Here is a 14,246-nt window from a genome sequence, read left to right as displayed (position 1 = left end):
TGATTGCGGTTTAGCAGGTATTTTTTTTGGAATTCCTATGATATACTATAAAAATGTGAAGAAGTCGAGGAGGAAATGAAAACATGAATCAGGATTTACAAAAAGAAGTAGCAACGCGTAAAACATTTGCGATTATTTCCCATCCAGATGCGGGGAAAACAACGATTACAGAGCAGTTACTTCTTTTCGGCGGAGCCATTCGTTCTGCGGGAACCGTTAAGGGGAAAAAAACAGGGAAATATGCCACAAGTGACTGGATGGAAATTGAAAAGCAACGTGGAATTTCTGTCACAAGTTCCGTGATGCAATTTGATTATAATGATTGTCGCATCAATATTTTAGATACACCAGGCCACTCCGATTTTAGTGAAGATACGTACCGGACACTTATGGCAGTTGATGCTGCTGTGATGGTTGTTGATTCTGCTAAAGGGATTGAAGCCCAAACCATCAAATTATTTAAAGTATGCCGAATGCGCGGGATTCCGATTTTTACCTTTATGAATAAGATGGACCGAGAAGGAAAAATGCCACTTGAGCTATTATCTGAACTAGAAGAAGTGCTCGGCATTGAATCTTACCCGATGAACTGGCCAATCGGCATGGGGAAAGAACTTATGGGACTATACGACCGTTATCATAACGTTATAGAGCGTTACCGCGCAAATGATGATGAGACCTTTTTGCCTCTAAACGATGAAGGTGACTTAAAAGAAGAACACGACATTCAAAAATCAAGTTACTACACCCAAGCTTTGGAAGAAATTATGCTTTTAGATGAGGCTGGAAACGAATTTAATCGCGACAAAATTGCAAAAGGTGAACTAACGCCAGTTTTCTTCGGAAGTGCTTTAACGAACTTTGGGGTGGAAACGTTCTTAAAAACGTTTGTTGAATTTGCCCCGTCACCGAGTGCTCACGAAACGAATGAAGGAGAAATCGCTGCAGAAGATAAGTTCTTTACAGGCTTTATCTTTAAAATTCAAGCCAATATGAATCCCGCTCACCGCGACCGCATCGCATTTGTGCGAATTTGTTCAGGCGAATTTGAGCGTGGCATTGGCGTCACCTTAACACGAACAGGCAAGCAAATGAAACTTGCGAACTCTACACAATTTATGGCTGATGACCGTGAAAATGTTTCACGCGCTGTAGCTGGCGATATTATCGGTTTATATGATACGGGAAATTATCAAATTGGTGACACTATTTCAAGTGGCAGCAGAACCATTGAGTTTCCAAAGCTACCGCAATTTACACCGGAGTTATTTATGCGTGTTTCCGCGAAAAATGTGATGAAGCAAAAACATTTCCACAAAGGTGTTGAACAGCTTGTTCAAGAAGGTGCCATCCAATTGTTTAAAACGTGGCGTATGGAAGACTATATAATTGGCGCTGTTGGTCAACTTCAATTTGAAGTGTTTGAACACCGGATGCGTAATGAATATAACTCGGAAATTATTATGGAACCTATCGGGAAGAAAATTGCCCGCTGGATTCGCGAGGAAGATGTGGATGAGAAACTTTCAACTGCGCGTAGTATGCTCGTAAAAGATCGTTTTGATGCACCACTTTTCCTTTTCGAAAATGAATTTGCGATCAATTGGTTTAAGGATAAAAATCCAGAAATTGAGCTTACATCACTTCTTTAAAATAGATTTAGCTCATAGAAAAAATTTAACGTTTACGTAAGAAAAAACGTCCCACGCGAAATCAGACTGCTGACGAGTAGTGAGATTGGCGTTTATCTGTAATCAGGATTGACTTTATTTTTATAAATATGGTATAGTCAATTAGTAGAGTTCAATTATATATCTTTTTGACTATAGTCAAAGGGGAGTAGCACTGGTTTTCAACCGGGATAAAATCGTCATTACATGGACTAATGTCCATCGGTTTTATTAACATGTCACATGTCAGCGAGACCTTTGCCCACAGCGGGCGAGGTCTCGTTTTTTATTTACTCGGCTTTGTCAAAAGAACAAAATCGAAGGAGGAATTTTATTGGATACTGCAATGCTTTTAGAATACGGCTGGGTACTGCTCGTATTAATCGGATTAGAAGGGATTCTAGCCGCAGATAATGCTGTTGTCATGGCGGTTATGGTGAAACATTTACCAGAAAAACAACAAAAAAGGGCGCTATTTTATGGACTAATGGGAGCTTTCGTCTTTCGTTTTGCTGCCCTCTTCCTAATTTCTTTTCTTGCAAATGTTTGGCAAGTGCAAGCACTCGGGGCACTTTACCTTCTCTATATTGCCATTAGCCATATTGTAAAGCATATAAGAGGAAATGATCATAATGAAAAAGAAGCAAAAAAATCAGGTTCTGGTTTCTGGATGACCGTACTTAAAGTCGAGATTGCGGATATTGCTTTTGCAATTGACTCAATGCTTGCCGCTGTAGCCCTTGCGATTACACTTCCTAAAACTGGCTGGGGTCAAATTGGCGGAATTGATACTGGGCAATTTACTGTCATGTTCTTAGGTGGGTTAGTTGGTTTAATCATTATTCGCTTCGCTGCCACACAATTTGTGAAGCTACTTAAAAATTATCCTTCACTTGAAACGGCTGCTTTCCTCATTGTTGGTTGGGTGGGGATAAAATTAGTTGTGTATACACTAGCACATCCAAGTCTTGGGATTATCCCACATGAGTTTCCAGAGTCAACCACTTGGAAATTAATTTTCTGGGGCGTGATGATTTTAATTATCATTTGGGGCTGGCTCATTTCAATCAAACAAAAGAAAAAAATGCAAACAGAAGAATAAAACGCTTAACAATTTTTGAATAAGGGTATAAAATGAGAAGGTATGTACGTTATGTGTGCAGCCTTCTTGTGTGTACATAGAAAAAAATGGGGTGAAGGAATGGATGTTTCAATTTTAGCAGAATATGTATGGGTGTTTTTTGTACTTGTAGCACTGGAAGGAATACTTTCTGCAGACAATGCCGTAGTGATGGCAGTTATCGTACAAAAATTACCCCATGATAAACAACGAAAAGCCCTGTTTTACGGCTTAGTTGGTGCCTTTGTTTTTCGTTTTATTGCGCTTTTCTTAATTTCTTTTTTAGTTAAAGTATGGGAAATACAAGCAATTGGCGCTATTTATTTATTATACTTAGCAATTAAACATATGATAGACTTAAAACGCGGTAAAGATGGCAAAAATAACAAAAAAGAAGATGATGATGGCAAACCAGTATCATTTTGGGGTGTTGTCATGCGTGTTGAATTAACGGATATCGCTTTTGCGCTTGATTCGATGCTTGCTGCGGCCGCACTTGCGATGACTCTACCAGATTTAGGCGATTTTACGATTGGTGGTATGAACGGCGGGCAATTCATTGTAATGTTCCTCGGTGGACTAGCTGGCTTAATTGTAATTCGTTTTGCTGCCACACAAGTCGTCAAATTGCTAGAACGCTATCCAACACTAGAAACAGCAGCCTTTTTAATTGTCGGTTGGGTGGGCGTTAAGTTAGGTGTGTATACACTAGCACACCCTTCCGTTGGTATTTTGCCAGAGGATTTTCCAGAGTCAACTGCATGGAAGCTGACATTTTGGTCAGTTATGCTAATAATTGGTATAGGTGGTTATATCATTGCTAGAAAAAAAGAAAAACAACAAAAGAAAACTCTATCTTGAAAATCAGACAATCAAAAATAAAATAAGAATTATCTTATCGCGCATGACGCCTGTTCAAATTATTATCACGTATTATTTTTTCGCGGTGACAATTTCGACGTTTCTTCTCAGTCTCCCTTTTACTCAAAAACCGGGTGTGCATGTGTCTTTTCTCGATACACTTTTTCTTGCGGCAAGCTCGGTTAGCGTGACGGGGCTCGCAACAGTTGATGTTGGTGCTTCTTATAGCACGGCAGGAATCTGGGTGCTTATGGGGATTTTCCAACTCGGCGGGCTCGGCGTGATGATGCTTAGCACTTTTTTCTACTTGATTCTGCGGCGGAAAATCGGGCTTAAACAACGGCAACTCATTATGACGGATACAAACCAATACACGATGAGCGGTATGGTTCGGATGCTTCGTGAAATTTTATTCCTCATCTTCGGGATTGAAATTATCGGTGCCGTCATTTTAGGGCTTTATTTCATCCCGTTTTATCCTACAATTGGAGAGGCGATGTTTCAAGGGATTTATAATTCAGTGTCGCTTGTTACGAATGCGGGTGTCGATATAACGGGGTCTTCTTTAATTCCATTCGTGAATGATTATTTCGTGCAGTTTATCGCCATCTTATTGATTGTCGCAGGAGGAATTGGTTTCCCTGTACTGCTTGAGACGCGACGTTTTTTATTCGAAAAAAATACGCTTTATCCGTTTCGCTTTTCGCTGTTTGTAAAGGTTACTACGGTGACGTATTTGGTGCTTTTAATTGGCGGAGGGTTACTGATTTGGGGCATGGAAGCAGGGCATTTATTTAAAGATGCTAGCTGGAGTGAAGGTTTCTTTAATTCGATGTTCTTATCTGCAACATCGCGTAGTGCGGGCTTACAAACGATTGATAATGGTGCGCTTACGATTCCAACATTATTGTTTGTTTCCTTCTTAATGTTTATCGGAGCATCGCCAAGTTCTGTTGGTGGTGGTATTCGAACGACAACGTTTGCGGTGACAATTTTATTCCTATATTCGGTTATTCGTGGGCGTAATCATATTTATGTGTTCGGACGCGAATTGCATCAGGAAGATGTTAGAAAATCACTTGCTGTCATTATTTTCGCAAGTATTTTATGTTTAACGGCCATCATTATTTTGGCACAGACTGAAAGTGCTACACTTATTGAAATTATTTTTGAAGTCTTTTCGGCATTCGGAACGTGCGGTCTTTCGCTTGGCTTGACGCCAAATTTAAGTGTCGCTGGGAAAATCATTATTATTTTGCTTATGTTTATTGGCCGCGTTGGGATTATGTATTCGATGCTTAGTTTACGTAAAAAAAGCGAACCTAAAAATGCGATTCGTTTGCCAAAAGAGAAAATTATTACTGGTTGATTTAAAAAAGTCTAGAATAAAATTAAAAAAGAACCAAAAATCTTAAGGAGTATACTCCCAAGGGTAGACTTATTAGATGATTTTTGGTTCTATTATTTGATTGGCATTTTTTATATTAGTTTATTGGACGACTAGTTTTAGCAAGCATTTGACGAAACATCTCATTTTCAACTTTTGAATAATTATTTGACCAAATAGAGGCATTTTTTCCTGCATCCTGTGGATTGTTTCGTGAGCTGTCAAAAGTGTTTTTTATTAAGTCAGAACCTATCCTATCCCACATTTCAAATGGATCAATAACCCAAGTTAGTTTATTAGTGTCAATTAATACGCGAAATGCTCCAAACACTGGTAAAATGTAGCCAGACGCAACCTTATATTCGGCATCGTTTTCTAGGAAAAGTGTTTTAAATGGAGTTTTTCCTTCTCTTACTTTTTCTATTCCACGAACGGCTCCGAATTTTCCAGAAGGATTATATTCAAGATATTTATTTCTGAAATCCAATTCAATATGATCATACAGATTTACTAAGTCAGGCAATAATTTAGAGAGATTGAAGTAATGGTTAGTATTTTCATCTAGGTCACGCTTTATATCCTTAAAAACTGCAGCCTTACTAGAATAGGCTTGAGTAGGTGTTTCTTTAGAGCTTACAAATCGATATATGTTGTATGCAAATAATAATTTTAATAACTCTATAATTTGTAACCGTTCTTTTGAATTATCTTTGATAGCTATGTCTTTGGCATAAGGTTCATGTTTTATAGCATCTTTAATAAATTCAAATTTGTCATCAAGTTCATATAATGCAATATCTGTAACTGAAGCAGAAGTATTTCTAGCATCAGCAATTCGAGATACGGTTAAATCTGTACCAACAATTATCTCGAGTTTAACAAACTTATCCATGTTATCAGATAAATTTTCGCGATTTTCAATGATAGCTGTGTATGTATGACCTCCATCTAAAATACCAAAACTTTGCGGATCTTTATCAAGATCAAGTGTTACAGTCCCTTCATTTGTGTTAAATTTAAAACTTTTTGCTACTATCACAATACCTCTATTGTTTATATCAAAATCAGTATCGGGAGAATTTACAGCATCAATTAAAGCTTTAGCAACAGCGGTATTCATTTTTGGCTTACGTGGATTCACATCAAGAGAAAAATTATTTGGTAAATCCCGAAAATTAACATAAGCAAAGTAAGTAGTTACTCCTTTCATCGATGGTGAGTTGATTGTTCGAACAGCATTTGACTTAAAAGTAATTGTGGAAGTCATTCGGCATTCCTCCTAAAATTCTATTTAGTTTGATTGAAATTTAACACATATTAAATATATCATATTTATTTACTTTAAAAAAGGAACCTAAGTTCTTTTTTATGGTATAATCTTAAGCATGACTAATAGAAAAGTAGAAAATCAGAATAAAGAAATAGGATATTTAATAAAAAAATATAGGAAACAACTTTCGGATATTCCGAGATCGCGCCAAAGATTTATTGATGATAGGAGTGAGAAATACTTCGATAATAAGGAATGGATAAGTGAGAAGACACTGATGAATTATGAAACTGGTAAAAATGTTCCTTCTATACAAAATATAAAAAAACTTGCGATTGCTTTAGAAATGGATGCGCTTAAATTAATAGAAGAAATACTGGAATTACTTTAAGAGAAAATCATTACAGGTTGATTTAAAAAAAGTCGTTTTGCAATGTGCAAAACGACTTTTTAAATTGGCTTCGGTCGGTAAGTGCTGACTTCCGTTGTACGGCTCATTTTTTCATAGAATAAGCGCTTATCTTTGGCAAAAAAGTTAGCACTAATATGAATAGCGAATAAAAGAGTGGTTGTAGCAGAAATAGCGAATAAAACGAGTGTAAGCTCAGGTGTGGTGATTTTTGGAATTTGCTCGTTAAGTGGAATTAGAATAAGTCCGCCAACTACATAATAAAGTAGTCCGTACCTAACGAGAAGGTGCTTTAACTTAACACGGCTTTCACCGATGCGCACAATGCGAATATGTACAATCCATTTTCCAACTGTCAAGCCGTTTGTTAAACTTGGCAAAACGATGAAATAGAGGAAAATAAGAAGGATTTGCCACATTATTTTTTTGTAATAGTCGGCACCTGAAGAGCTGATTTCAGAAAAAGGTAACAAGTGTAGCCACGTTAAAAGCCCTGTCGTAACATTTAAAAGGAACCAGTCAATAAAGGTAGCCAAAAACCTTCTAACGAAACTGACGCGTTCACTACGCGCACTACTTTTTTGGTCCATTTTTTCCCGAGAAGGTAAAAAGAACGTAAAGAGTGGGGCGAGAGCATAGCCGATGAGTCCTCCGAGTGTATTCAAGAGGAGATCGTCCACATCAAACAGGCGGTAAGCGTGTGGGTAAAGGAAAAATAGGCCGGTTAATTGAGTGATCTCAAAAAAGAAGGAGAGGAGAAAGGCAATTAGTGTCGTTTTACCAATTGAAAACCGAAAATAATAGCGCAAATAGACGCCAAGCGGTAGAAGTAGGAAAACGTTAAATAAAGGTTGAAGAAATACGTCTTGCGTTAGTGCTGGCAAATAAGTAGACGGGTTGGTGATAGAAAGCACCGTTTGATTTATGAAATCGACAATAAAGTGAAACGGAATGAGTTGCGGCGTAGGTGCTTTCGAATTTGCGACTTCTGCCATATCTGGAAGTGGTAAGATGGTCATGAAAAAAGCGGCCATGAGATAGAAAATAAATGTAAATAAGACAAAAATACGCATAAATGTAATACTGCCAAATTTTCGGTAAGAATAAATGGCGAATGGTATAGTTAGGAACACACTTAAAAATGGAAAAAGGATAAGTGCAACTTTAACTGGAAATAAATATGTCATGACGGCTTCCCCTTTAAAATGTTAAAACAGGCGAAGAACAAACGATATTTCGTCGTTTATCTTCCGCCTGTGATAGATAGATTTTATTATTTAGCATTCCAAGATTTTGGCACTGGGCGTCTGAACATACCCATGAGTCCCGTCAACATGAGTAAAATACCAGATACTACCCAAGATGTTCCAATGACGAAAAATAAAGCTAAACCAATCAGGAAAATAATGACGCCCCAACTTCTAGGCGCTTTTCCAATAAATAATGTTCCAATAAGTGCAACAGCAGAAGCGATTAATGTAATCCAACCAAGTTGTGCAACACTATCTCCAAGTGTACCAGATAAATACGTAAATGTTTGAATATAAGCTGTAATTTCTTCTCCGTAGTTAATAATCCAAATACCGACCCCTAATCCGATAATTGACCCAATAAGACCAAGAATAAATTCAGGTTTGCGATTTGCCATGTCTATTCCTCCTTAGACGTTCCAATTGTTAATACCCCTCACTAGGCAATATTTTTTCTTTTAATCTAAAAAAAGCGGTTTTGAGTCGATTCATTCGAAGTTCAATAATCGGTTGAACGAACGTGGTGACAATGTTGCTCGATAGAATAACAGTTAAGCCGAATGAGATGGCCAACAAGAGGACAAATGTTTTTAACGTGTAGCTCGAATCTGGTAAGCTTCCTTCCCGAAATGATTTGATAAAGAAGCCATGCAGAAGGTACACGTATAAAGTATTTTTACCCCATTTTGTAAAGAATAATCGCTTTTTAGGAACAAAAGTAAGGAACGCGGCAATAGAAAGAAAACTAATACCGTAAATCGCGCATCTAATGAGGAGTCCAAACGTTTTAACGTCAACAAAACTAGCATAAGGCTTGGAACCTAAAAACCAGTTTTCATTCAGCTCTGGGTTAGAAATAATGAAAGCTAGGATGCTCACAATAATAAAACTGCTGATAATGCGTGCAGAGCGTGTTTGTAGCTTTTGAAAATGTTCTTTTTGTAGGAAAAAACCGACTAAAAAGAACGGGAAGAAGACAAATGTACGCGATAAGCTTAAATAACCATCAATCATGTCAAAATAGCCGGCAATAAGGCCGATTAAAATGGCTAAAGTGATGCTTATGTTTGGTTTTAATTTTGTAAAGCCATATAAAAATATGTTCCAAAAAAATAAACTAAGCAAAAACCAAAGTGACCATTCAGGGTCAAGCAAAGTGAGCGAGATACTGTCTTGACCAAGCAAATAATAGTAAAAAATGGAATAAATAAGTTGGAAAAAGACGTAAGGCAAAATAAGTTTTTTCATCGTTTTCATGAAATATCCTGGTTTTTTAAAGCCTTTTGCAAAATAACCTGATATTAAAATAAAGGCTGGCATATGAAAAGTGTAAATAAAGATGTATAATACACGTACACTTGCATATTCAGCAACAAAAGTTTGTAAGAGGTGACCAAAAACAACAAGAAAAATTAAAATGAATTTGGCGTTGTCGAAATAATAATCCCGTGGTTTACTTTTTTTTATAGTATCCATAAATTTCATCACGCGGTCCTTTCTACATAAAAAGTCTATTGCTATTTTCCCATACTGCTGTAACAATAAACCGACAAAATACTAACAAATTATTGTTTTGATATTACAAAGGAGGGCGGATTTATGGAAAAAAGTATTTTTAAAGCACCAATTGGATTATTATATTTAACCGCTAAAGATAGCCATGTGATTAAGATTTCTTACGATGAAAAAGTTCAAGCTGAAAGTGGCACTAAAGAGGAAAAACGCGTGATGCAGCAGCTAGAAACAGAACTCACGGATTATTTTTCAGGAAAGTTACAACGATTTCAAGTAAACGTTAAATTAAGCGGCACAGCGTTTGAACAGTCTGTTTATAAAGCGCTCACTGAAATTCCGTATGGTGATTTTTGGTCGTATAAAGAAGTAGCACGTCGCATCCAAAATGAATCTTCTGTGCGCGCAGTTGGGCAGGCTAACCGGAAAAATCCACTTCCAATTATTATTCCTTGTCACCGCGTCGTACAAGAAGGCGGGCAACTTGGTGGATATAATGGTGCGGATTATGCAAAAAAAATTTGGCTGTTAGAGTTTGAGATGAACCATAAACCTGATTTTTGGGCATAAAAAAGGAAATCCCACCTTCACGTAAAGGGGGATTTCCTTTTTTGCGCTAAGCTGTTACTTTTGTTCCAATTGTGATAGCACCATTTTCATCAAGTGCGGCAACGAGTTCAGATCCACTCGGCTGATCGATAAGCACATCAGCAATTGGGTCTTCAAGGTGTTCTTGGATAGTTCTTCTTAGTGGACGAGCACCAAATTTTGCATCGTACCCAAGGTCGATTAATTTTGCTTTCACTTCGTCCGGTACGCTAATTTGCATGTTTTGTGTTTGCAACATATCATTTAAATCTTGCAACATTAGGCTAACAATTTGCATGAGGTCATCTTTTGTAAGGCTATTAAATTCGATTACATTATCGAGTCGGTTTAGGAATTCTGGTTTGAAATAATAGCCAAGACGATCTAAAAGGTCGCTACCTTTTTCGAGTTTATCACTCGCATGGTTAAATCCAACAGCAGCTTCTTTCGTACCACTACCTGCATTACTTGTCATGATGATGACTGTATCTTTAAAGCTCACAGTTCTTCCTTGTGAGTCCGTCAAGCGGCCATCTTCTAAAATTTGAAGGAACATATGCTGAACATCAGGATGCGCTTTTTCCATTTCATCAAGAAGTAAAATGCTATACGGATTGCGACGGATTTTTTCAGTGAGCTGACCAGCTTCCTCATGACCAACGTAGCCTGGAGGCGAACCGATAAGTTTTGAAACGCTGTGTTTTTCCATGAATTCGGACATGTCGAGACGAATCATCGCATCCTCTGAACCGAAAAGTTCATTTGCAAGCGAACGTCCGAGCTCGGTTTTGCCGACCCCAGTCGGGCCAACAAATAAGAAAGAACCAATTGGGCGATTTTTTTGCTTCAACCCAACCCGGCCACGACGAATCGCTTTCGTTATTTTCTTCACTGCATCTTGTTGACCGATTACTTTTTTGTTTAAATGAGCTTCCAAGTCTTTCAACTTCGACTTCTCGTCATGTTCGAGACGACCGACTGGAATGCCTGTTTTTTCTTCAATCAGCGCCTGAATATCTGATGCCTGAATAACAGGCCGTTCTGAAATACCAACTTGCATTTTATTTTCTGAAAGTCGCATAATTTCATCACGAATTTTAGCGGCTTCTTCGTAGTCTTCTTTTTGTAAAGCTGCATCTTTTTTTGCTTCAAGACGATTAAGTCGTTCTGTTACTGTTTTCTCGTCTAATTTTTCAATCGTTAAATTGTATCTCGAGCCTACTTCATCCATTAAGTCGATAGCCTTATCCGGCAAGTGCCGGTCTTGGATATAGCGCGCGCTAAGCGTTACTGCCGCTTCTAAGCTTTCATCCGAATAAACGACTTCATGAAAGTTTTCGTAGTTTTCTCTTAAGCCTTCCAAAATGGTGAGTGTTGCGCTTGTGCTTGGCTCATCCACCGTCACGGGTTGAAATCTCCGTTCAAGTGCGGCGTCTTTTTCAATTTTACGATATTCGTTTAGCGTTGTCGCACCAATCATTTGAAGTTCACCACGAGCAAGAGCTGGTTTTAAAATGTTGCCAGCATCCATCGAGCCCTCAGCAGAACCCGCGCCAACTATGGTGTGCACTTCGTCAATAAATAAAATTGTGTTTTTACGCGCAGAAAGCTCTGCGATAAGTTGTTTCATGCGTTCCTCAAACTGTCCGCGAATGCCCGTACCAGAAACGAGCGAAGCCACATCAAGTAAGATTACTTCTTTGTCTAAAAGTTTGTTTGGGACAGCGCCTTTCGCTATCGCTCTTGCAAGTCCTTCTACAACAGCCGTTTTACCAACGCCTGGTTCACCAATTAAAACAGGGTTATTTTTATTGCGGCGGTTTAAAATTTCAATTGTCCGTTTGATTTCCTCGTCACGACCAATCACTGGATCTAATTTCCCGTCTTTTGCCATTTGCGAAAGGTTTGTCCCAAATTCATCCAGTAAGCCTGATCCGCCCTGCCTAGTTTCTGTTTGAACTTGACTTTCTCTTTGGGCATTTGCCCCGTTTTGATTCATATTTCCGCTAATTTGACGGAAAAAGTCATCGAACGGCGAAGCCCCATTTTGCATGAGGTTTGTTTGATTATTTTTAAGAGTGGCATAACAAGAATCGCAAAGTGGCATTGTCACGCGCTTTCCATTTACATTCATATAAAGTTGAATTCGTGCATCATTTTGATTACAATTTTGACATAACATAAATTGATTTCCTCCTTTTAACAATAAGAATCAATTCAGGTCAACTGACTTTGACTATATTTGACCTTATGTTCATAGTATACACTGACTAATTTTGACTTTCAAGCTTTTTGCTTATATTTTTTATTATTTGCTAATAAAAAGTTAGCAGGAGATAAAATAAAAAGCACCCTGAGGGGATGCTTATAGCTTGAAGAAAAACTTAAAGTTACACAAAACAAAACGACTCACGGAAAATCAGACTGCTGACAAATGGTGAGATTCTAGGCAAAGCTGAGTACCGAAGTGGAGCGTACTCGAGTACGTGATGACTGAAAACAGGGAAGGCGTAGTTTGCCTGACCATGTGAGAAGTTATGCGGAGCGCATCGGAACGGAGGCTTTAACGACGAAGATTGCCGTTTGTCAGCAGTCTGAAAGCACCCTGAGGGGATGCTTAGTAGATAGGGAGTGCAGCGAGTAGTAAAAAAGCAAACAGTAGATGCGACATGTATAACATGAGTAAACTTGGACGCCAAATATATAGTGCACCCCAAAAAAGGGAGGCAACGAAAATGGCAATTACCATGGCAATATTACCGCTAAAAGTGACAAAGAGTGCTGGTAAAATTGCTGAAATGAGTAAGGCGAACCAAGTCGCATAAGAGTCTAGTAATCGTTTTAAAACGAAACCGCGCCAAAATATTTCTTCGCCGGGGACGATGGCGATAACGAGTAAAATCCAAATAAGCCAATTATCTGTTGCGTATTTATTAAACGCACTATGTACGGCAGCATTTAAACCAAAAGGTAAAAATTTAAAAATAAATGCGCCAATGTAAAAAATAAGATATAAAAGAATAGCTGAGAAAACAGCGGGTAAAATCCCTTTAAATATGGAAAATTGTTTTCTTAAATCAACATTGAAAATACAAAAGCTAAGTAGAAATAACATGCTTGCTCCGTACATATACCAGAAACTTTTTGTGAATTGGTATGTAATGAAAATCAGGATAGCTGAAAGCAGAAGCCCGATAATTAGTTTGAAATCTATTCTGTTGCTTCTCAATACAAAAACACCTCTTAAAAATTCTTTTCTATACCATACTTTAATCGAAAAAGACTTATTTCGCAACAAAACATATTTTAAACGGCTTTTATCTGCAATTTTTGTTATAATAAAACAAAGATTTTGTTTTTTAGCAATAGAGGAGTGTTAATGTGTTAGAAAAAAACTATAAATTTCTATTGTGGCTATATATTTTCTGGTTTTTAGGAAGCATTTTACTCATTTCATTAGGTGTCTTACCTTCAAAAATAACGGGTGTACATTCCATCTTTCTCATATTTACTGGGATTTTTGCGATGGTATTTTTAATCGTTCAGTACGGGAAAGGGCTCGGTACAGCCATTACTATTTTGATTTTTGCAGTTACAACATGTATTGAATGGATGCAACTAAGTTTTGCGGATGATGTGTATGCCTTTAATTATGGCTTTATGATAAAAGGGATACCTGTTACATTTGGCTTCGTTTGGATAGGATTAATTGTGGGGACTCATGTTATCGCACGTGAAATCACGCTGAAAGTCAATATTGATTGGCTTCGTGGCGGCATGTATGCTGTGATTGCGGCTACAATGGTGATGGTTTTTGAAGTGATTGTCGAGCCAATTTCCACACAGGTCAAACAATTGCCTTTTCTTGGAAATGGTTTAACAATTTTACAATTGTCGGACATTACGGATTGGTTTTTGCTAGGATTAATTTTACATTTGATGATTTACTTTATTTTAAGCTTGACGAATCGGTGGGAAAATTTGAAATACCCTGATTTGAAATCAGAAATGGTTGTCGTCTATTGGATTATTTTAGCTTTCTTCATTTTTTTGTCACTATATGCGGATCTTTGGGCGACGATAACGGTAGGATTAATTGCCAATGTGATTTTTACTGTTTGCTATTACTTGAGCTTGGAAACAAAACCAGATTTCACATCAAAAAAAACGAAAACGTGA

At 37.7% G+C, this 14,246-nt stretch carries 13 protein-coding genes and 1 riboswitch; of the genes, 7 read left to right on the top strand and 6 right to left on the bottom strand.

Annotated features, from left to right (window positions below; all coding sequences use genetic code 11):
* Nucleotides 1-83 precede the first annotated feature (83 nt).
* From R8923_RS12340 to R8923_RS12325, 4 genes are all read left to right on the top strand, one after another.
* Nucleotides 84-1,652: a peptide chain release factor 3 gene (locus R8923_RS12340; protein WP_485873056.1), complete on the top strand. Its 1,569-nt coding sequence runs from the start codon at nucleotides 84-86 to the stop codon at nucleotides 1,650-1,652.
* A gap of 170 nt (nucleotides 1,653-1,822) precedes the next feature.
* Nucleotides 1,823-1,918: riboswitch (yybP-ykoY riboswitch) on the top strand.
* A gap of 86 nt (nucleotides 1,919-2,004) precedes the next feature.
* On the top strand, nucleotides 2,005-2,772 hold the full coding sequence (locus R8923_RS12335) for a TerC family protein (protein ID WP_485873055.1): 768 nt from the start codon (nucleotides 2,005-2,007) through the stop codon (nucleotides 2,770-2,772).
* Between the two features lie 99 nt (nucleotides 2,773-2,871).
* Complete coding sequence (locus R8923_RS12330; RefSeq protein WP_485873054.1) at nucleotides 2,872-3,651, top strand: TerC family protein; 780 nt, start codon at nucleotides 2,872-2,874, stop codon at nucleotides 3,649-3,651.
* A 43-nt stretch (nucleotides 3,652-3,694) separates the two neighbouring features.
* Entirely contained in the window at nucleotides 3,695-5,020 is a 1,326-nt protein-coding gene (locus R8923_RS12325; protein ID WP_485873081.1) for a TrkH family potassium uptake protein, read from the top strand.
* A 115-nt stretch (nucleotides 5,021-5,135) separates the two neighbouring features.
* Here R8923_RS12325 and R8923_RS12320 read toward each other — a convergent pair whose 3' ends face one another.
* Nucleotides 5,136-6,305 (bottom strand): AIPR family protein, encoded by a 1,170-nt coding sequence (locus R8923_RS12320; protein ID WP_485873053.1) that lies wholly within the window; start codon nucleotides 6,303-6,305, stop codon nucleotides 5,136-5,138.
* A gap of 118 nt (nucleotides 6,306-6,423) precedes the next feature.
* On the opposite strand from R8923_RS12320, the gene R8923_RS12315 reads away from it, so the two are divergent.
* A complete protein-coding gene (locus R8923_RS12315; RefSeq protein WP_485873052.1) occupies nucleotides 6,424-6,699 on the top strand; it encodes a hypothetical protein in 276 nt (91 codons plus the stop codon).
* A gap of 59 nt (nucleotides 6,700-6,758) precedes the next feature.
* Here R8923_RS12315 and R8923_RS12310 read toward each other — a convergent pair whose 3' ends face one another.
* From R8923_RS12310 to R8923_RS12300, 3 genes are all read right to left on the bottom strand, one after another.
* The gene (locus tag R8923_RS12310) at nucleotides 6,759-7,904 is read right to left on the bottom strand and encodes a VanZ family protein (RefSeq protein ID WP_485873051.1); all 1,146 of its coding nucleotides are present in this window, start codon (nucleotides 7,902-7,904) and stop codon (nucleotides 6,759-6,761) included.
* An 86-nt stretch (nucleotides 7,905-7,990) separates the two neighbouring features.
* Nucleotides 7,991-8,365, bottom strand: a complete 375-nt coding sequence (locus R8923_RS12305; RefSeq protein ID WP_485873050.1) for a DUF4064 domain-containing protein — start codon at nucleotides 8,363-8,365, stop codon at nucleotides 7,991-7,993.
* A 28-nt stretch (nucleotides 8,366-8,393) separates the two neighbouring features.
* Entirely contained in the window at nucleotides 8,394-9,443 is a 1,050-nt protein-coding gene (locus R8923_RS12300) for an acyltransferase family protein (RefSeq protein ID WP_485873049.1), read from the bottom strand.
* Nucleotides 9,444-9,566: 123 nt separating this feature from the next.
* On the opposite strand from R8923_RS12300, the gene R8923_RS12295 reads away from it, so the two are divergent.
* Nucleotides 9,567-10,049 carry a methylated-DNA--[protein]-cysteine S-methyltransferase gene (locus R8923_RS12295; RefSeq protein WP_485873048.1) on the top strand — a complete coding sequence of 161 codons (483 nt, stop codon included), beginning with the start codon at nucleotides 9,567-9,569 and terminating at the stop codon, nucleotides 10,047-10,049.
* Nucleotides 10,050-10,095: 46 nt separating this feature from the next.
* Here the strand turns inward: R8923_RS12295 and R8923_RS12290 are convergent, their stop codons facing one another.
* Both R8923_RS12290 and R8923_RS12285 read right to left on the bottom strand, forming a co-directional pair.
* Nucleotides 10,096-12,249, bottom strand: a complete 2,154-nt coding sequence (locus R8923_RS12290; protein ID WP_485873047.1) for an ATP-dependent Clp protease ATP-binding subunit — start codon at nucleotides 12,247-12,249, stop codon at nucleotides 10,096-10,098.
* Between the two features lie 435 nt (nucleotides 12,250-12,684).
* Nucleotides 12,685-13,296, bottom strand: coding sequence for a CPBP family intramembrane glutamic endopeptidase (locus R8923_RS12285; RefSeq protein WP_485873046.1), 612 nt, complete (start codon nucleotides 13,294-13,296; stop codon nucleotides 12,685-12,687).
* Nucleotides 13,297-13,448: 152 nt separating this feature from the next.
* Here R8923_RS12285 and R8923_RS12280 point away from each other — a divergent pair, with 152 nt between their 5' ends.
* Entirely contained in the window at nucleotides 13,449-14,246 is a 798-nt protein-coding gene (locus tag R8923_RS12280) for a DUF422 domain-containing protein (protein ID WP_485873045.1), read from the top strand.

This window comes from Listeria tempestatis, assembly GCF_963575625.1.
Lineage (GTDB): Bacteria > Bacillota > Bacilli > Lactobacillales > Listeriaceae > Listeria > Listeria tempestatis.
This window is presented reverse-complemented; position numbering and strand designations above follow the sequence as displayed.